This is a genomic window from Streptomyces sp. NPDC041940 (genome assembly GCF_055589465.1).
In genome coordinates this window covers 132,429-150,312 of record NZ_JBVJBP010000018.1, presented here as the reverse complement: position 1 = coordinate 150,312, position 17,884 = coordinate 132,429, and the positions used below count along the sequence as shown (strand labels likewise).

General features: G+C 70.1%; 19 protein-coding genes. 11 read left to right on the top strand and 8 right to left on the bottom strand.

Annotated features, from left to right (window positions below; genetic code table 11):
* Together ACZ6I3_RS27585 and ACZ6I3_RS27580 are read right to left on the bottom strand one after the other, a co-directional pair.
* Positions 1-1,047, bottom strand: coding sequence for a Clp protease N-terminal domain-containing protein (locus ACZ6I3_RS27585; RefSeq protein WP_469418217.1), 1,047 nt, complete (start codon positions 1,045-1,047; stop codon positions 1-3).
* Between the two features lie 66 nt (positions 1,048-1,113).
* On the bottom strand, positions 1,114-1,713 hold the full coding sequence (locus ACZ6I3_RS27580; protein WP_469418216.1) for an LURP-one-related family protein: 600 nt from the start codon (positions 1,711-1,713) through the stop codon (positions 1,114-1,116).
* Between the two features lie 254 nt (positions 1,714-1,967).
* Between ACZ6I3_RS27580 and ACZ6I3_RS27575 the strand changes: the two genes are divergently transcribed.
* The 4 genes from ACZ6I3_RS27575 to infA all read left to right on the top strand — a co-directional run bounded on the left by ACZ6I3_RS27575 (position 1,968) and on the right by infA (position 5,778).
* Entirely contained in the window at positions 1,968-3,764 is a 1,797-nt protein-coding gene (locus ACZ6I3_RS27575; RefSeq protein WP_469418215.1) for a sensor histidine kinase, read from the top strand.
* A gap of 127 nt (positions 3,765-3,891) precedes the next feature.
* Positions 3,892-4,554 (top strand): response regulator, encoded by a 663-nt coding sequence (locus tag ACZ6I3_RS27570; RefSeq protein WP_469418214.1) that lies wholly within the window; start codon positions 3,892-3,894, stop codon positions 4,552-4,554.
* A gap of 211 nt (positions 4,555-4,765) precedes the next feature.
* Positions 4,766-5,557 (top strand): GNAT family N-acetyltransferase, encoded by a 792-nt coding sequence (locus tag ACZ6I3_RS27565; protein WP_469418212.1) that lies wholly within the window; start codon positions 4,766-4,768, stop codon positions 5,555-5,557.
* Complete coding sequence (gene infA, locus ACZ6I3_RS27560) at positions 5,554-5,778, top strand: translation initiation factor IF-1 (protein ID WP_467912458.1); 225 nt, start codon at positions 5,554-5,556, stop codon at positions 5,776-5,778. Before ACZ6I3_RS27565 ends, infA begins: the two co-directional genes overlap by 4 nt.
* A gap of 132 nt (positions 5,779-5,910) precedes the next feature.
* Here infA and ACZ6I3_RS27555 read toward each other — a convergent pair whose 3' ends face one another.
* On the bottom strand, positions 5,911-6,345 hold the full coding sequence (locus ACZ6I3_RS27555) for a VOC family protein (RefSeq protein WP_469418210.1): 435 nt from the start codon (positions 6,343-6,345) through the stop codon (positions 5,911-5,913).
* An 87-nt stretch (positions 6,346-6,432) separates the two neighbouring features.
* Here ACZ6I3_RS27555 and ACZ6I3_RS27550 point away from each other — a divergent pair, with 87 nt between their 5' ends.
* The 3 genes from ACZ6I3_RS27550 to ACZ6I3_RS27540 are packed head-to-tail and all read left to right on the top strand — an operon-like array spanning position 6,433 to position 8,803.
* A complete protein-coding gene (locus ACZ6I3_RS27550) occupies positions 6,433-7,038 on the top strand; it encodes a TetR/AcrR family transcriptional regulator (protein WP_469418209.1) in 606 nt (201 codons plus the stop codon).
* Between the two features lie 44 nt (positions 7,039-7,082).
* Positions 7,083-8,099: a DMT family transporter gene (locus ACZ6I3_RS27545; RefSeq protein ID WP_469418257.1), complete on the top strand. Its 1,017-nt coding sequence runs from the start codon at positions 7,083-7,085 to the stop codon at positions 8,097-8,099.
* On the top strand, positions 8,096-8,803 hold the full coding sequence (locus tag ACZ6I3_RS27540) for a GNAT family N-acetyltransferase (RefSeq protein ID WP_469418207.1): 708 nt from the start codon (positions 8,096-8,098) through the stop codon (positions 8,801-8,803). The genes ACZ6I3_RS27545 and ACZ6I3_RS27540 overlap by 4 nt, the downstream gene beginning before the upstream one ends.
* A gap of 24 nt (positions 8,804-8,827) precedes the next feature.
* Here ACZ6I3_RS27540 and ACZ6I3_RS27535 read toward each other — a convergent pair whose 3' ends face one another.
* From ACZ6I3_RS27535 to ACZ6I3_RS27525, 3 genes are all read right to left on the bottom strand, one after another.
* Entirely contained in the window at positions 8,828-11,467 is a 2,640-nt protein-coding gene (locus ACZ6I3_RS27535) for a SpoIIE family protein phosphatase (protein ID WP_469418256.1), read from the bottom strand.
* A gap of 246 nt (positions 11,468-11,713) precedes the next feature.
* Entirely contained in the window at positions 11,714-12,802 is a 1,089-nt protein-coding gene (locus tag ACZ6I3_RS27530) for an ABC transporter substrate-binding protein (protein ID WP_469418206.1), read from the bottom strand.
* A 180-nt stretch (positions 12,803-12,982) separates the two neighbouring features.
* Entirely contained in the window at positions 12,983-13,240 is a 258-nt protein-coding gene (locus ACZ6I3_RS27525; RefSeq protein ID WP_469418204.1) for a hypothetical protein, read from the bottom strand.
* A 110-nt stretch (positions 13,241-13,350) separates the two neighbouring features.
* On the opposite strand from ACZ6I3_RS27525, the gene ACZ6I3_RS27520 reads away from it, so the two are divergent.
* Both ACZ6I3_RS27520 and ACZ6I3_RS27515 read left to right on the top strand, forming a co-directional pair.
* On the top strand, positions 13,351-13,965 hold the full coding sequence (locus tag ACZ6I3_RS27520; protein ID WP_469418203.1) for a TetR/AcrR family transcriptional regulator: 615 nt from the start codon (positions 13,351-13,353) through the stop codon (positions 13,963-13,965).
* Positions 13,966-13,974: 9 nt separating this feature from the next.
* The gene (locus ACZ6I3_RS27515; RefSeq protein ID WP_469418202.1) at positions 13,975-14,931 is read left to right on the top strand and encodes a phosphotransferase family protein; all 957 of its coding nucleotides are present in this window, start codon (positions 13,975-13,977) and stop codon (positions 14,929-14,931) included.
* 87 nt (positions 14,932-15,018) lie between these two features.
* On the opposite strand, the gene ACZ6I3_RS27510 is transcribed toward ACZ6I3_RS27515, so the two are convergent.
* Together ACZ6I3_RS27510 and ACZ6I3_RS27505 are read right to left on the bottom strand one after the other, a co-directional pair.
* Positions 15,019-15,378, bottom strand: a complete 360-nt coding sequence (locus ACZ6I3_RS27510; RefSeq protein WP_469418200.1) for a hypothetical protein — start codon at positions 15,376-15,378, stop codon at positions 15,019-15,021.
* A gap of 129 nt (positions 15,379-15,507) precedes the next feature.
* The gene (locus ACZ6I3_RS27505; protein WP_469418199.1) at positions 15,508-15,894 is read right to left on the bottom strand and encodes a VOC family protein; all 387 of its coding nucleotides are present in this window, start codon (positions 15,892-15,894) and stop codon (positions 15,508-15,510) included.
* Positions 15,895-15,965: 71 nt separating this feature from the next.
* Here ACZ6I3_RS27505 and ACZ6I3_RS27500 point away from each other — a divergent pair, with 71 nt between their 5' ends.
* Both ACZ6I3_RS27500 and ACZ6I3_RS27495 read left to right on the top strand, forming a co-directional pair.
* Positions 15,966-16,862 (top strand): aminoglycoside phosphotransferase family protein, encoded by an 897-nt coding sequence (locus tag ACZ6I3_RS27500; RefSeq protein WP_469418197.1) that lies wholly within the window; start codon positions 15,966-15,968, stop codon positions 16,860-16,862.
* A gap of 116 nt (positions 16,863-16,978) precedes the next feature.
* Positions 16,979-17,884, top strand: a complete 906-nt coding sequence (locus ACZ6I3_RS27495; protein ID WP_469418195.1) for a trypsin-like serine peptidase — start codon at positions 16,979-16,981, stop codon at positions 17,882-17,884.

The following is a 17,884-nucleotide window of genomic DNA, read 5'->3' as shown; positions in this document are numbered from 1 at the left end:
TCAGGCGCCGGGAGCGGTGGTCAGTGCGTCGACCAGCTGCCGGGCGCGTGTTTCCTCCCTCAGGAGGGTCTCGACCAGGGGGCCGGTGCCCGGGTCGTCTGCCGACGCGCTCGCGGAGTCGGCCGACCGCACCGGGCGCGGGCGTGCGGCCTCATCGAGGTACTTCTCCACGGGCCGGGCGTCGGCCGTCAAGCGGACGCGGTCATCGGTCAGGGCACTGTGCACCGCGGCGTAGTCGATGCCCAGGAGGGCCAGCCGCTCACCGCCCGCGTACCGGGTGCCGGGAGTGGGGCTGCTCTCCTTCGCCAGATGCGGGTACTGGAGCGCGACCTCGTGCGTGGCCAGAACCGCCAGCAGGACATGCTCGGTGCCCACCGCGCCATGGCCGAGACGGCGTGCCTGGTCGTAGGTCTCCACGCTGACCCACCAGGCAGGCCTCGAAGCCCAGTTGATCCCGAAGAACCTGAGAACCCATCGCTGCCAGAAGGGCGTGTGCCGATAGTGGCTCCGGCCGAGAAGAACATCGCGAGTGGAGTGCAGCAAGGGGGCGAGGCCGTCCTGCCGGCCTCCGGTTCCGCCGTCGAGCCGGGCGCGTACGGCCTGCGGTGAGACGCGGCACGCGCCCAGCAGTTCCACCGCCCGGTTGTCCTCCTCCAGCAACGCCCGCAGCAGATGAACGGCGGTGAACTTCGCCGCGCCCTCCCGCTGTGCCTGCCCCATCGCCGCGGTCAGCGCCCTGACGGCGGCGCCGGTGACGTGGTCCCGGCCGCCGTCGTCCCCCAGCACGTCCTGCGCGGCAACGCTTGCCTCGGCGTCGTCGGCAGCGCTCCACGCACCGTCCCGGTCCATTCTGTCCCGCAGTACCGCCATCAGCGCGGTCCTGGTCGCTCCTTCATCGTCGAGCGCCTTGCGCGCTGGCCCCTTGGCCGTGGTGATGCCGGCCAGTAGATGCCCGGTACCCATGGGGCCCTCGGCGGACCCCCGGGCGCCGCGGGCGGCCCCCAGGATTCCGATGACGTTCCAGTCGGGCTCCTTGATCGCTTCCATGCAGCCTTCGTCTCCGATTCCGCTCAATGGCTCGCTGTCTTCACTGTCCTTGCGGCGTCGGCCCTGTCATCGTGACTGCAGGGCGTCCAGCGCAACGGCCTGTGCGATGGCGAGGCGGCGGTCGAGGTCGGGGGCCGCGATGTCGAGCACGTACCGGTCGCGCAGCCCGAACTTCTTGTCGAACGCCATCAACCGCTTGTCGCCCACGGTGAAATCGAAGTGGTACGGCCATACGAACGGCACGAAATCGGTGAACGGAAGAAACTCCCAGACTCGGCGCAGCAGGGCCACCGACAGGTTGCGCTCGCGCCCGGTGAGCTCCAGCGTGCCTGGCTGCTCCAGGATCCACGTCGAGCGCAGCAATGAGGCGACAGGCCTTTCGCGAAACGAGCCGATGGGGTTCCCCTCCTCGTCCCGCACGGTGTAGACGGCGCCGATGTCGAGGACTTGGTCGGCCTCGAAGGTGCACAGGACGCGGTCCTTGGACTCGTCGGTGTAGAGGGTCACCTGTTCCTTGAGCGCCATCCGTTTCTGCTGTGCGAAGGCGACGACCTCGCCCTGCGAGCCGTCGGGACGGGCCACGGTCACCACGTACTGGTTGGCCATGACGGTCATCTTCTGCAGGACGTTGAACCGATCGTGCGCCTGTAGCTGTGCGTCGTCCACGTGACGGCTCCCGCCTTCTCGTCTCTTGCGCGGCCCAGTTGTGCACTGCCCGCACCGCTTCTGCTCTGCTGAACCATCGTCACCGCGACGGGCGGCTCGGAGCAGTCCCCGGAAGTCGTGGCGCGCAGCGACCAATGGCGACGGCCCGGGCACGCCCAACAGCGTTTGCCGCGCCTGTGGTTGTCGACTTTCGTCGTTCGCCGTCACGACGCGGGGATGATGCGGTGCACCTGCGCGCTGAATATCGTCGGCCTGTGGAACTGGACGAAGCACACACCGCCCGCGTCGTACGGACGCTCCGTGCCCGGCTTGCCGCCGCGTCCCCTTGGAGCCGCAGAAGGATCGCCGGGGAGATCGTGCTCACCGTCGCCCTCGCTGGGTCCGCGGGGCTGTTCGAAGCAGTGAGGGCCGGGTTCGGCGTACGAACCTTCGCCGTCGTAGCCGGCATCGCCGTGCTGTCGCTGACCAGGCGCGCGCTGCCGGCGACGGTGCTGGTCGTCTCCGCCTGCACGGCAGCGGTGTTGCCGTCCGCGGTGCCGCTGCTGGTCTATGCGAGCTGGTCGGCGGGAAGCCGCATCATGAAGCCCTGGCGCGTGGTCGCCGCCTTCGCTGCCGCGCTCGTCCTCCATACCGTGGCGTCCGCCCACCACGAGATGAGCGGCTCCGGTCTGTCGCTGCCCATCACGGGCGCGCTGAGCGCCGCAGCTTTTCTGACCCTGGCGATCGTGCCGGGGCTCGTGTCCCGCTACCGTGCGCAACGCCGCTCGCTGCTGGACGCACTACAGCGGAACAACGCCCAGCTCATGCGCGAGCAGGCGATGGTGGCACGGCAGGCGCGTCTGCTGGAGCGCGGTCGCATAGCCCAGGACATGCACGACAGCCTCGGCCACCAACTCGCCCTGATCTCCGTACACGCGGGCGCCCTGCAGGTTGATCCGGACCTGACCGATCGCCAGCGGGACGGGGTCCGGATCCTGCGTGACGCCTCCGTTGCCGCGATGGGGGAGCTGCGCGAGGCCGTCGGTATCCTCCACGAGGACCGGGACGACCAGCGGAACGGGCCTGACGACCACACCGCGCATGCCGGGAAGCGTGTCAGGCACTCTCCGGCCGGGGCCACCGACACGGGCGGCGGGCGTCCGCTCTCCCGGGCGGTGGCCTCCATCGACGGCCTGGTCGCAACGTCCCGGGCTGCGGGCGCAACCGTGGAACTGCACCGGTCCGGCACCGCACGGCCACTGGCGCCCGCCGCCGACCACGCGGCATACCGCATAGCCCAGGAGGGCCTGACCAACGCCCACAAGCACGCCCCGGGCGCCCCGATCACCCTTGCCCTGCGCTACGAGCCGGACAGCCTGGTGGTGGAGGTCGCCAACGGACCCGCGCCCGCCGGGCCGCCGGACGCCCCGGCAGCGATCAGCGGCGGTCAGGGACTGGCAGGCCTGCGCGAGCGGGCCCGGCTCATCGGAGGCATGGTGCACACCGGCCCCACGGCGGACGGCGGATTCCGCATCGCGGGGATGCTTCCCTACGGCGCCGGACACGGCGAGCCCGGGGCCCGTCCGGAAGATGCGACCTCCGTCGGTCCGCACGACGACTTTGTGGGACAGCCGGCGGCGGGACCGGCGGGCAACAGTGGAACGGCCGTCAACCGTTCCGACAACCAGCAGGAGTTCGCCGCCCTCATGAGCAGCAAGAAGAACGTGGCCATCGGCTGCGCCGTCACCGCCGTCGTCCTCGTCGTGAGCGTGATCACCCTGGGCGTCTGGGGAGTGAGCACGCTGATGGACGAGCTGGACAAGTCCACGATCCCGGTGCGCGTGTACGAGTCGGTGAAGACCGGCGATCCCGAAGCCGACGTGCAGGCCAAACTGCCCGACGAGGACTCGTTTCTGACGGCGGATCTGGAGGACAAGGGCCCGCGCATACCCAAGGACGCGACCTGCCGCCACTTCGGGTCCGACGACCCCGACGACATCTCGACCATCTTCCGGTTCTGCTTCCGCGACGGAGAGCTGGTCGCCAAGCAGACCTTCAAGGACGAGAGCTGATCCGCAAGTCCGAGAGATGACCCGGCGCGCGCTGTGGCGCCGTCTGTGCGATGCACCCGACCGGATCAAGGCATGATGGCGAGGCCATGCCATCCGCTTTCCGACCGACACCGCCCCAGGAGGCCGTGTGATCCGGGTCCTCGTCGCCGACGACGAGCCGCTCATCCGGGCCGGCATCAGGATGATCCTCAACTCGGCCGACGACATCGACGTGGTCGCAGAGGCCGGTGACGGCCGAGAGGCGGTGCAGAACGCCCGCGGCACCGCCGTCGATGTGGCCCTGCTGGACATCCAGATGCCGGTGATGGACGGGCTGACGGCCCTGGCCGAGCTGGGCCGCGCCGCGCCGCAGGTACGGGTACTGATCCTCACCACGTTCGGCGAGCGCGACAACGTACTGCGCGCGCTCGGCCACGGCGGCGCGGGCTTCCTCCTCAAGGACACCGCGCCCGAAGAGCTGATCCATGCCGTGCGGGCGGCGGCCGCCGGCAACGCCTATCTCTCACCGGCGGCCACCCGGCACGTGGCGGACGCCCTCGCCTCCCCCATGGCCACCGCCCGCGCGGAAGAGGCCAGACGCCGCCTCGACGGACTGACCGCCCGGGAGCGCGACGTGCTCGCCCTCCTCGGCGAGGGCCTGTCCAACGCGGACACGGGCAGGCGGCTGCACATGAGCGAAGCCACCGTGAAGACGTACGTCAGCCGAATCCTCAGCAAGCTCGGGTGCGACAACCGGGTACAGGCGGCGCTGCTCGCGCGCGACGCCGGGCTGCATACGGGCGAGGGGTGAGCCGACCCACGCCATGGGCATCGCCGTAAATGAATTGAGCGAGGCGACGACCCGCTGTTAATTTCACGGTGGACCGTGAAGTCGTCGTATGGAGGTGAGCCCCGTGAACACAGTTACCCGTGGGTGCTCCCTCAACCCGTCACGGTCCGGCGGCTGACGTTCGGTGTCGCCAGGAGCGCCTGAGGTCGAGGCACTCTTGAAGGAGACTCCGATGGACACAAAGCCTTTCGCATCTGGCCTGAGCGGGAACGCGGTGGTGATCACGCGCGTCGCGGACAGGCAATGGCACGCATTGGATGACGACCTGGTGGTCGGTCGCGGGCATGCGCAACACCGGCCCGACGGACGCCTGTTCATCAGCGTCGACGCCTGGCACGACGCCACCTTCGACCGGCTCGCCGAGGCGATGCTGGCGGAACTGCCGGCGCCGCTGTACACGGTGGTCGACGAAGCCGACGGCCGGCTGACGGCGGGCTGGCGGCGGGCCGGGTTCACGATCCGGCGCCGCGAGTGGGAGTACGTCGTGCCGACCGACCCGCGGGTCACCGGGCTCGAAGCGGTCCTGCCGCCTTCGGGCGTGACGATCGTGCCGGCCGGTCAGGCGGACGAGGATCTGTTGCGGGCGGTGGACCGTGCGATTCGTGACGAGGTCGAGGCGAGTGTCGGCTGGCAGTCGATGCCCGCGGAGGTGATTCCCCGCGCCGAAGGCGACACCGTCGTCGACCCGTCGAAGTACGCGGTGGCCGCGGCGCCGGACCGCTACCTGGGGCTGATCCGGGTGGTGACGGCGATCCGGCCGCGCATCGGGCTGGTCGCGGTCCGGGCCGGCGAGCAGCGCCGGGGCATCGCGCGGGCGCTGCTGGCCCACGCGCTGGGGACGTTGCACCGCTCCGGGTTCGCCGGGGCCTGGACCGAAGTCCAGGAGCCCAACCAAGCGGCCTCGGCGTTGTTCGAGGGCATCGGCGCCCGGCCGATGAGCAGCAACCTGGAGCTGGTGCGATGACGAAGAACAAGAACGTCATCGAAGTCGAGGGCAAGGTCGTCGAGTGCCTGCGCAGCGCCATGTTCACCGTGGAGCTCGAGAACGGCCATCAGGTGCTCGCGCACATCAGCGGGAAGATCCGCAAGAACTACATCAAGATCATGCTGGCGGACCGGGTACTGGTGGAGCTTCCGCCCTACGACCTGACGCGCGGCCGGATCGTGTTCCGGTACCGAAACTAGCGGCGGTCGGCGCCTTCCGCGGAAGCTGGTCCTTGGGCTCCGGTCACGGCGTTTCCGTGACCGGGGCTCCTGGGGTGGCTGGTACGGCCGAGGCGGCCACCGCTCCGGCCCGGCCGACGTCGCGGAGGACGCTCAGTCGAGACAGAACTCGTTGCCCTCGATGTCCTGCATCACGATGCACGACTCGTTGGTGCCATCGGCAAGCATTGTTCGCACGTGTGCCGCACCGAGGGAGACCAGCCGTGCGCACTCGGCCTCCAGGGTGGCGAGGCGCTCCTCACCCACGAGCCCAGTGCCGGCCCGCACGCACAGATGCACCCGGTTCTTGACGATCTTCCCTTCGGGAACGCGCTGGAAGAGCAGTCGCGGGCCCACCCCCGAGGGATCGCTGCAGGCGAAGTAGGTGACCTCTTCCTCAGACGGCAGCGAGCGGTGGTAGTCCTCCCACGTGGCAAACCCCTTCGGGACCGGCGGTACGACGTACCCCAACACCTCGCACCAGAACCCGGCGAGGCGTGCGGGTTCGCCGCAGTCGAAGGTGACTTGGAACTGCTTGATCGATGACATCGGCGCACCATAGCAAGGCGTGCGCCACTTCCCTCATCCCGTTTACTCCTCTACTCTAGGTAGACCTACCTACCTAGTTGGACAGTGATGAGCGAGACCCACGTGAGCGCGGCGGGAAGCGGGAGACAGCGCCCGGCCCGGAAGCGGCTGCTGGAGGCGGCGGCTCGTCGCTTCTACGCCGACGGCGTGGTCGCGACCGGCATCGACACCATCACCGCCGAGGCCGGCGTGGCCAAGATGAGCCTCTACAACAACTTCTCCTCCAAGGCCGACCTGGTCCGGGCCTACCTCGACGCCCGGCACGAGGAGTGGCTCGGTCTGTACCGGGCCCGGCTGGAGCGGGTCGAGGGCCCGCGTGAGGGCGTGCTGGCGGTGTTCGACGCGTACGCCGATCACGCGGCGTACGCGTACGAGCACGGCTTCCGGGGGTGTGGTCTGCTCAACGCCGCCGCCGAGCTCCCGGCCGGGGACGAGGGCCGGGCCGTGGTCCGTGCTCACAAGGAAGAGGTGGAGCGTCTGATCGCCGGCCACGTCGAGGAACTGTTGCCCGACCGGCCCGACGAGGCCGGCGCGACGGCCGAGCACCTCTCCTTCTTGCTGGAGGGCGCGATGGCACGCGCCGGCCTGGAGGGTGACGGTGAGCGTGTCCAGCATGCCCGCTCGATGGCGGCGGCCCTGCTGGACCGGCTGTGAGGGGTGTCGACCGCGGCCGGTCCGCGGGAATCGGGGCCCTGTGCGTGCTGGCCGCCTCCGTGCTGTGGGGGACGACGGGCACGGCCGCCACCTTCGCCCCGGACGTGGGTCCGCTGGCCATCGGCGCCGTCGCCATGGGCCTGGGCGGACTGCTGCAAGCCCTCGTCGCCACGCGGCAGATCGCCCGCAGCATCGCGGGCCTGCGCGACCAGCGGGGCACGGTCCTGCTCGGCGCCGCGTCGGTGGCGGTCTATCCCCTGGCGTTCTACAGCTCCATGCACCTGGCGGGAGTCGCCGTGGGCACCGTCGTATCGATCGGCACCGCCCCGCTCGCCTCGGCCCTGATCGAACGCGCCGTCGACGGCCGCCGGCTCACGGGGCGTTGGATGTTCGCGGCCGCCCTCGGCCTGCTCGGCACCGTCCTGCTGTGCGTGGCCGAAGCCGCGCACGCCGCCGACGACACGGGACAGGCCTCCGTGGCCGACACGTTGCTCGGCGTGGGTCTCGGCCTCGTCGCCGCAGTGACGTACGCCCTCTACTCCTGGGCCGCGCACCGGCTCATCACCCGCGAGATCCCCTCCCGCGCGGCCATGGGCGCCGTCTTCGGGATCGGCGGCCTGCTGCTCCTTCCCGTCCTGGCAGTCACCGGCGGACCGCTCGTGAACTCCTGGTCCAACGCGGCAGTCGGCACCTACATGGCTCTCGTGCCGATGTTCGCCGGCTACGTCCTCTTCGGCTGGGGCCTGGCCCACGTGCCCGCCAGCACCGCCACCACCCTGTCCCTCCTCGAACCGGCGGTGGCGGCGGTCCTGGCCGTCCTCGTCGTCGGCGAGCGGCTCCCCGCCACGGGCTGGCTGGGCATCGCCCTCGTCATCGCGTGCCTGGCCGTCCTCACCACCCCCTCACGTGCCCACCGCCGCTCACGCGGACAACCGCGCAAGCCCGCGGGCGACAACGGGACGACCGGGGCTGACTACGATGGTCCGCCGGCATCCGATGGCACCGTGTCCGTCACGGGGCGACCGGCTTCGACAAAGGGCAGGAGCGGCTCAGCACGATGACAGGTCTCCGCGACGTGGTCGCACTCGACGACCCGGTGGGGGAGTCGCTCCGCGGCCACCACGGGCATCTGGCTCGCCGACTCGGCCGGGCCGTCACCTATCTGCCGGGAGTCGCGACCTTTTCCGCGGTCTCCGCGGAGGCGGACTCGCAGGAGTGGGACGAACTCGCCCAGCTGCTGGGGCGCGGCGAGTTCGCCGACATGTTCAGCTGCCCGGCGACGCCGCCGTCGGACTGGGAGCCGGTCTTCGTCCTCGAGGGTCGCCAGATGATCTGGGCAGGTGAGAGTCGTACGGATGTCTCTCATGCCGAACTCGACCCCGATGTGGTCCAGTTGGGCGCTGAGAGCGTGCCCGGGATGCTCGACCTCGTCGAGCGGACCCGGCCGGGTCCGTTCTGGCCCCGTACTCATGAACTCGGCACCTATCTCGGCATCCGCGACGGCGACACGTTGGTGGCGATGGTGGGGGAGCGGCTCCGGCCTCCTGGGTGGACCGAGATCAGCGCCGTCTGCACCGCTCCCGAGGCACGCGGACAGGGTCATGCCGCCCGTCTGACGCGCGCGCTCGTCGCGCGCATCGTGGACCGGGGCGATCGTCCCTTCCTGCACGTGGCCGAGGCCAACACCGGCGCGATCGCGCTCTACGAGCGGCTGGGGTTCGAGACCCGGAAGCATGTGACGTTCCGCGGGTTCCGCACTCCCTGAGGCATGCGGCCCGGTGCCGTCGGCTCACCAGGCCGCGTCCTCCCACTGGTCCAGCAGGGCGTCGGCCGACACCCCGTCGGGATCGTTCACCGGGCTCTGGGTGGACTGTTCCGTCCAGATCACCTTGCCCCGGGCCGTGTAGCGGGTGCCCCACCGCTCCGCGAACTGGGCGACGAGGAACAGCCCTCGCCCGCCTTCGTCGGTGGTCGCGGCCCGGCGCAGGTGTGGCGAGGTGCTGCTGCCGTCGGCGACCTCGCAGATCAGGCTGTCGCGGTCCTGAACCAGCCGTAGCCGGATCGGTTCAGTGCCGTAGCGAATGGCGTTGGTGACCAGCTCGCTGATGATCAGCTCGGTGGTGAAGGCCATCTCCTCCAGCCCCCAGGTCTCCAGCCGGCGAGTGACGTCGGACCGGATGCCGGCGACGACCGCCGGATCGTTGGGCACATCCCATTCGCCCACGTGGGAGGGGTCCAGCAGGCGAGTGCGGGCCACGAGCAGGGCGATGTCGTCGCTCGACCGAGCGGGCAGCACCGCGTCGAGGACGTCCCGGCAGGTCTCCTCCGGCGTCCGGTCCGGGCGCGCCAGGGCGTGGCGCAGTCCCTCGAGGCCGGTGTCGAGGCCCCGTTCCCGGTTCTCGATCAGGCCGTCCGTGTAGAGGACCAGGCGGGAGCCCTCGGGGAGGGCGAGTTCGGTGGTCTCGAAGGGCAGGCCGCCGCCCAGACCGAGCGGCGGTGAACCGGGCACCCGCAGGAACTCCACCGTGCCGTCGGGGCGCACCAGGGCCGGCTCGGGATGCCCGGACCGTGCCAGTGCGCACGTCCCGGACGCCGGGTCGTAGATCGCGTAGAGACACGTGGCTCCCGAGACGCTCTCGTTGTCCCGCTCGGCGTTCTCGTCGCTGTCGATCCGGGCGACCAGCTCGTCCAGATGCCCGAGGAGCTCGTCCGGGGGCAGGTCCAGGGCGGAGAAATTGTGCACCGCGGTGCGCAGCTGGCCCATCGTCGCCGCGGCGTGCAGGCCGTGCCCCACCACGTCGCCGACCACCAGGGCGACCCGGGCGCCGGGCAGGGGGATCACGTCGAACCAGTCGCCGCCCACGCCTTCCAGGGCGGGCAGGTAGCGGTGGGCGACTTCCACGGCCGAGTGGTCGGGCAGGGAGCTGGGCAGCAGGCTCCGCTGGAGTGTCTCGGCCAGCGTGTGCTCGCGGGTGTAGCGGCGGGCGTTGTCGACGGCGACCGCGGCCCGGGCGGCCAGTTCTTCGGCGAATGCCAGATCCTCCCCGCCGAAGGGGTCCGTGTCCGAGCGCCAGAAACTCGCCATGCCCAGCACCACACCGCGGGCCTGCAGCGGCACGGTGATCAGGGAGTGGAAGCCGAGGTCCAGCAGGTGCCGGGCGCGTTCCGGGTCCTGGGCATTCATCCACTCACTGGACGCGGTCAGGTCGGCGTCCAGGACCGCACGGCCGCGCTCGGCGCCGACGGCCACGGGCGAGGTGGGGACGAAGCGGATCAGTTCCCCCACCGGGTAGAGGGACCGGGCACCGTCGACGCCGTGTACGGCCACCCGGCGCATCTCGGGGCCGGGGCCGGCCGACTCCGCACCCCGCAGGATCGGATCCAGCAGATCGACCGTCGCGGCGTCGGCGAACCGGGGGACCGCCACCTCGGCCAGTTCCTGCGCGGTGCGCACCACGTCCAGCGTGGTGCCGATCCTGATCCCCGCCTCGTACAGCAGCCCCAGCCGCTCCCGGGCCACCTCCGCCCGGCCCGCCAGCGCACGCAGCTCTGTCGAGTCACGCAGCGTGACGACGCTGCCCGCGGGGCGGCTGCCGGGATCGACCGGCCTGATGTTGACCGCCAGCAGCCGGTCGCCCGCCAGGTGCACCACGTCGGTGACGACTCGGGCCGAGCCGAGCAGCAGGGTGGTGTCCGCCGCGAGGCCGAGCTCGCTGACGCGGCGCTCCTCGGCGTCCGCGGGCAGGTCCAGCAGTCGCCGCGCCTCGTCGTTGGCGAGCAGCAGCCGTCCGTCATCGCCGATGATCAGTACGCCTTCCCGCACCGCGTGCAGCACCGCGTCATGGTGCTCGTACATCCGGGTCATCTCGGAGGGGTCCAGGGCGCGGGTCTGCCGCCGCAGCCGCCAGGAGACGAGCGCCGTGCCGACCGCGGCCACCGCGAGTGCCGCGCCCGCGAACCCCAGCAGCTGCGGCAGCTGGTCCTGCACCACGTCGTCCACGCTGGCGACGGTGACCCCGACCGATACGAAGCCGACGATGGTCGGCCCGTCGGTGTCGTAGACGGGCACGGTCGTGTCCACGGCAAGGCCCAGGCTGCCCTCGAACGTCTTGGTGAAGGGCCGGTCGGCGGCGCCGCCCTCGCGCAGGGCGAAGATGTGCTTGCCGATCAGCTTCGGGTCGGGGTGGGTCCAGCGAAAGCCCTGAGGGTCGAACGCGACCACGTAGTCGACCCCGGTGTGCCTCCGGGTGTCCTCCGCGCGCGGCTGCATCAGCCCGGTGGGCTTGCCGGACTTCATGGCGGCCAGCGTCCCCGGGGCGCGCGCGAAGGACTGCGCGACGCCCATCGACAACTGCCGCGCCTCCTGCATGTTCGAGTCCCGGGCCTGCACCACGAGAGCCCCTCCCGCGGCGGCGGCGAACAGCACCATGATCACGAGCTGGAGCAGAAACACCTGGCCGGCGACGCTGCGCACCCTTGGCAGGACCCGCCGGCGCCTCCCAGAGGGCAGGCCGCCGGGCTCCGGCTCGGGCTCCTCGACCCGTCGCGAGGCCCGCCGAGAGCGCCCTCCGCTGTGCGCGTGGGGCCGGAAGGCCGAGAGCCGACCAAGGTGCCTGGCCATACGGACTCTTTACCATGCGTGTTCATATACGGCCATATAGCTGGGTTCAGTCGGTCAGTTGCGCACCCACTCCTGCCAGCGCCTGGTCACGGAGTCCTCGTTCTCCAGCCACCACGGGATGTCCAGGTCGAAGCCCGAGAGCAGGTGTCCGGGCGTGCTCGCCAGGTTCACGGCGGTGGCTTCGGTGAGAAATCCGTAGGCAGCGGGCACCACAGGCCCCTCGAGGTATATACGGGCCATACGGGCCTGCACCTCGGGCCGCAGCGCGAAATCGATGAGCCGGTAGGCGGCGTCGGAATGGGCGGCGCCCTTGGGGATTCCGTAGCCGTTGCTCTGTCTGCGGGCGCCGTTCCACTCGTACGCGAGCGGAGAGCCGCCCTTGATCAGGCTCTGGACGCGGCCGGCCCAGGTGCTGGAGGCCGTGACCCGCTTGCGATCCAGCAGCTCACCCGGTTCGGCGCCGTACTCCCAGAACGCCCGCACCGAGCCCTTGATCTCGTCGAGGACCTTGAAAGCACGGTTCACGTCGAGCGGGTAGAGCCTGTCGAGCGGCACTCCGTCGGCGAGCAGGGCGAACTCCAGTTCCGGCAAGTCCACCGTGCCCTGAAGCGCCCTTCTCCCCGGGAAGGCGCCGAGGTCCCAGAAGTCCGACCACGACGCGGGCTTTCTCCCGCCGAAGGCGTCCGCGCCGTAGGCCAGGACGCTGGCCCAGTAGCTCTTGCCCACCCCGTTGGGGGTGAGCAGGGACTCGGCGATTCCCGCGTTCCTGGTGTTCTTCAGCCGGCCGTAGTCCAGTTCCTCGGAGGCGTCCTCGCGCTCGAAGCGCACCAGATTGGACATGTCGATGTCCATGACGTCGAAGCGCGGACGGCCTTCCTTGATCTGGGCGAGGATCTGGGCGCTCGAGAAGTTCACCACGTTGATCCGGATGCCCGTTTCCTTGGTGAACGGGTCGTAGATCGCTTTGCGGTTCGCCTCGCCGTAGGAGCCGCCGAAGTCACGTACCACGAGCAACTTGTCGCTCTTGGCGGAACTCCGGTCGGTGCGGCTGTCGCACGCGGTGAGCGATACGGCAGCCGCACCGGCTGCGATTCCGCCGACCCCACTCAGGAAGGCCCTGCGGTCGATCCCGACGTCTCCCACCGGCTGCCTCCCCAGTGTCGTCTGGAGTGTCTTCTGGATGATCCGTGACGGAGGGTGATTCCTGGCCGGTCCTGCTTCGTGCTTCAGTCAGTTCTTATCAGGAAAAGTCCGGTCTTTACAGGCGTGGGGGTGGGGTCCGGTCCACCGCGTCACCAGCGCTCGCCGGCGTCCTGCGGATTCTCACGCCTGGCGGTGCGCACGCCTCGCGTGGTGGCGGCGCGCCGCCGTTCCCAGCAGGGCCAGACCCGCGACGCCGACCAACAGCGTTGTCCACTCCGGCATTTGGGCTGCCCGCAGGAGGCCGGAGACACCGAAGCTCGTATCCCACCCGGCTTCCGTGATGGCGGAGCCGAAGCCCTGGATGGCGAGGATGGCGCCGAAGAGCCACAGCAGCCCCTGCCCTGAGCCGCTGTCCCTCCTCTTGAGCTGCTTGTCCATGATGAGCCTTCCCTCCCGTTGGCCGCGCATCGTTCCGATGCGATCGCATCACATCGTGCAGGGAATCCGGATACGATGCAAGTGCATCAGAACGTGGGAAGGAGTGAACCGTGCCCAGGCAGGTCGACTACGAGGACCGGCGTCGACGGATCGCCGAGGCGGTCTGCACCCTGATCGCGCGCTCCGGCATGGAGGCCGTCAGCCTCCGCGACGTCGCCGCCGAAGCCGGCGTGTCCATGGGCGCTGTCCAGCGGTGCTTCCGTACCAAGCAGGACATGCTGCTCTTCGCGCTGGAGCACATCTCCCAACACGTCGGCGAGCGCGCCAACCAGCGCATCGCCGCTACCGCCACCCCCCAGGCCGCATCGACCCTGCTGTCCCACACTCTGGCCGAACTCGCCCTGCTGGACGAGGAATCGAAGACACAGGCCCAGGTCTGGCTGGCCTTCGTCGCCCATGCCCCCGCCAGTGCGGAACTGGCCGCCGTCCTGCGCGACACCTATGCCAAGCTCCACGGCCTCATCGCGTGGCTCATCCGCTACGGCCAGGACACCCGGGAGGTTGCTCAGCACCTCGACCCCGAGCGCGAAGCACACACGCTCCTCGCCCTGGCCGACGGCCTCACGACCCACGTCCTGGCAGGCCACCACTCCCCGGCCACGGCACTGGCCATCCTCCAGCGCCACATCGACCACCTGCTGGACAACGCCTCCGACCGCGGCTGAGGTGGCACGGTGACCAACCATGATGAGGCGGCGGTTGTCCGACCGTTGACACTGGCTTGGGTGAGCCGGCATCTGGAGGTCGGCGAACGGGTCGTCAGGGCCGAGGCGCTGCGCGGCGGCATCACCGCCGACATGCGGAGGCTGACCATCGGAACGCGGGACGGAGGTACCCGTGATCTGGTGCTGCGGACCTTCGTCAACGTGGAGCACGCCGAGGACCGGCTGAGCAGGGAGGCCGGTGCTCTGACCCTGCTCGCGGGGGCCGGCGTGCCGGCTCCAGGGCTGGTCGCGGTTGATCCGGTCGCCGCGCAGTGCGAGTATCCGTCGCTCCTCATGACACATCTGGAGGGCCGGACGGTCCTCGACGATGAGGGTCTGGAGAGCCGTGTCCCCGCCTTGGCCCGTCAACTCGTGGCGATCCACGCGTTGCGCCCCGCCGAGTGGCGGCCCCGGGAGTATGTGGCGCTGACGACCGCCGACACCGTCGTGACTCCGAAGGGCGCCGATTCGGCGGCATGGGCCGCTGCGATCGACGTGATCCGCAAGCCCGCGCCGCCCTGTGAAGGGCGATTCCTGCACCGGGACTTCCACCCCGGCAACGTGCTGTTCGACGCGTTGTCCTCAAGTCCGGCGGATGCCGGGATCACCGGCGTCGTCGACTGGGCGGCCACCTCCTGGGGCCCGGCGGATCTCGATGTGGCGCACTGCTCCACCAATCTCGCGCTGCTGCACGGCCCGGCGTGGGGTCTGCGGTTCGCTGAGGCGTATCAGAAGGCCGGCGGGGTGTTGGCCGCGACCGCGAGCGAGCGGCTGTACTGGCGGGTGCGGGACGGGCTGGCGTTCTCGGAAGAAGTGCGGTTGGTGTCGCGGTCGTGGCGGGAGGCGGGGAGGGTGGAGCTGACGACGCGGGTTGTGGAGGAGCGGCTGGATTCCTATGTCACGGCCCTGATGGACGCGTCGGGCTGAGCCGAGGCGGTCCGGACCTCGGCCTTCACCGCTCAGGCAAGTGGGGGCGTCAGGCAGCCCCAGGGGGCAGTCCTCGGCGCGTCGTCTCTACCAAGCGTTCCAGAGCCCGTCGTGACGGTGGCGGACCGGAGGGATATCCGCGTCGTCAAGGTCGTGGCCGGCGTGGTGCAGTCCGCGGATCCGCTGGGCTTCGAGTCGAACCTGGAGCCGGGCCCGGCCTTCAGCCGTAGCGATCTCGGTGGAGAACGAGCCCTTTCTGCAGTAGAGCACCATCCACTGCCAGGAGGTGATCCGGTGCAGCGTCTTCGTAGGGGCAGGGCGACGGCCTTCGCGGGTCGCCTGGGCCAGTTCAGCGAGCGTGTAGCGCAGGTCGTACAGGGACATGGACTCCGAAGCGACGCCTTGGACGCGGAATCGCCTGGGAGTTGTGCGGACGGTTCGGGACATCGAGAGCCTCCGTCGGGCCCTCTGGGCTTTCCAGAGGTACCTACGGAGGGTGGGCAGTGGTCAGCACGACTCAGCCCCCTTGTCGTTGGTCAGCAGTGTCGGAGCCTCCGGCTGAGCTGTGTGTGGGCTTCAAGTGGTTGTCGCCGCGCGGTCGGACTCACTGCGGAGAACGCAGAATTCATTGCCCTCGGGGTCCGCGAGGACGGCCCAGCCGGGGCCATCGGGTTCCCGGCGGTCGTCGACGAGGGTGGCCCCGAGGTTCAGTAGACGCTCGACCTCTTCCTCGCGCGTGGTCTTGGGACGCAGGCACAGGTGAAGTCTGTTCTTGATGGTCGTCTTCGGTTCCGGCACCTGGTTGAAGTACAGCAGCGGGCCCTCCGGCAGCATCACCGCAGTCTCCGGATCACCGGGGTTGTCCTCCGGATGCAGCGGACTGCCGAGCACCTCACTCCAGAACCGGGCCAGTTCATAGGCATCCGCACAGTCGATCGCCACATTCTGCAATACCGAGACCATGTGCCAGAGCCTGCCTGAAGCTCCGCTCGGTCCGCCAGGGTTTTGGAGCTGCCGCAGTACTGTGACTTCGCATGACCGACACCGAGATCGAGATCACCGCAGAGCTGGTTCAGGACCTGCTGCAGGAGCAGCATCCAGACCTCGCAGGGCTGGCCATCCGCGAGGTGGCGGGCGGCTGGGGCAACCAAATGTGGCGTCTCGGAGACGATCTGGCCGTGCGCATGCAGCGCATGGACCCCACCCCGGAGCTCCAGCTCAAGGAACGGCGGTGGCTGCCCGTGCTGGCTCCGCGCCTTCCGCTCCCGGTGCCGACCCCGGTGCGGTCCGGCGAACCGTCCGAGCGCTTCCCCAAGCACTGGACCGTGATGACGTGGGTTCCCGGCGAGCCGCTGGACCACGGCTCGATCAGCCGCGGCGCCCACGCGGCCGACACGCTGGCGGGCTTCCTCCGGGCGCTCCATGTGGAGGCGCCCGCCGAGGCGCCGATCAGCAGGGACCGCGGTGCCCATCCCCGGAACTGCACGGACGGCTTCGAGAACTTCTTCCAGGCCGTCGCCCCCGACGACATCGCTGCCGACGTACGGGCCGTCTGGGACGACGCGGTCGCGGCCCAGGCGTGGCAGGGCCAGCCGGTGTGGGTGCACGGCGACCTCCATCCCGCGAACGTCGTCGTCACGGACGGAACGCTCTCGGGCATCGTCGACTTCGGTGACATGTTCGCCGGCGATCCGGCGTGGGACCTCGCCGCCGCGTGGGTGCTGCTACCCGCGGGCACGGCCTCACGGTTCTTCGACAGGTACGCGCATGCGGACGAGGCGGCGATCCGGCGCGCCCGCGGGCTGGCCGCGATGAAGAGTCTCTTCCTGATGCTCATGGGACAGAACGGAGATCGGGGTCTTCCCGGCGGCAAGCCGCACTGGGGACCTGTAGGCCGGGCGGCACTTGATCGTGTCCTGAAGGGCGTTTGAGGCGTGCTTCAGCTTCGCAAGAGTGGTCTCTGATTTCAGTCGGCGGATGCACCCCACTCGCCGAAATCGCATCCTTCCGGGTGGTCGCCCGATCCCGGTCATTCGAGAGGACACCCATGTCGCACAGCCCGTCCCGAGGAGCGCGCCGCGCCGTCTCCGGTCTCGCCACCGCCCTGTTGGCCCTGGCCGCTCCCCTGGCGGCCCCGGCCGGACCCGCGGTGGCCGCGGCCGGGAGCGGGGAGGTCAGTACGGTCACCTACACGGCGGGGGAGCAGGCCGCCGCGCTGTCGTACTGGACGCCCGCGCGTATGAAGCAGGTGGGCCGTACCGTCGACCTGGGGCCGACCGGGCCGCTCAGCAAGCCCTGGACCGGCAAGGGCATCCCCAGCATCGGCCGGCTCTTCTTCGTCAACTCCAGAGGGCAGGACACCTGGTGCACGGCGAGCGCTGTCACCAGTGCCAACCGCTCTGTGATCATGACTGCCGCCCACTGCGCGCGCCTCGGCTCCTCGCCCGTCAACACCTACAGCGACATCGTCTTCGTCCCCGGCTACGCCAAGGGCAAGGCACCGCACGGCCGTTACGCCGTCAAGTCGACCATGACACCGCGTTCCTGGGCCGAGGACACGGTCAATGACGTAGCGGCGATGGTCGTCGCCACCCCGGCCTCGGGGAAGCGGCTCACCGACGCGGTGGGGGCGCAGAAGGTCGCCTTCGGCCGTCCGGCCGGTGAGCGGGTCACCGCCTTCGGCTATCCCGGGACCACTCCGCAGCGGGGCGAGGAGCTGCTGCACTGCACCGGTACCTCTCAGAAGGCCCCCGAGGGCGAGCAGCGCGTCCCGTGCGACCTCGGCGGCGGCGCGAGCGGCGGTCCCTGGCTCGCCGGCTTCGACTCCGCCACCGGCAAGGGCACCGTTGTCTCGGTCAACAGCCACGCCGAGGGCAACAAGGACACCCCGATGTACGGGCCGACGTTCGACAAGACCGCGCGGGCCGCCTACGACGCCGCCGTGCGCGGCTGA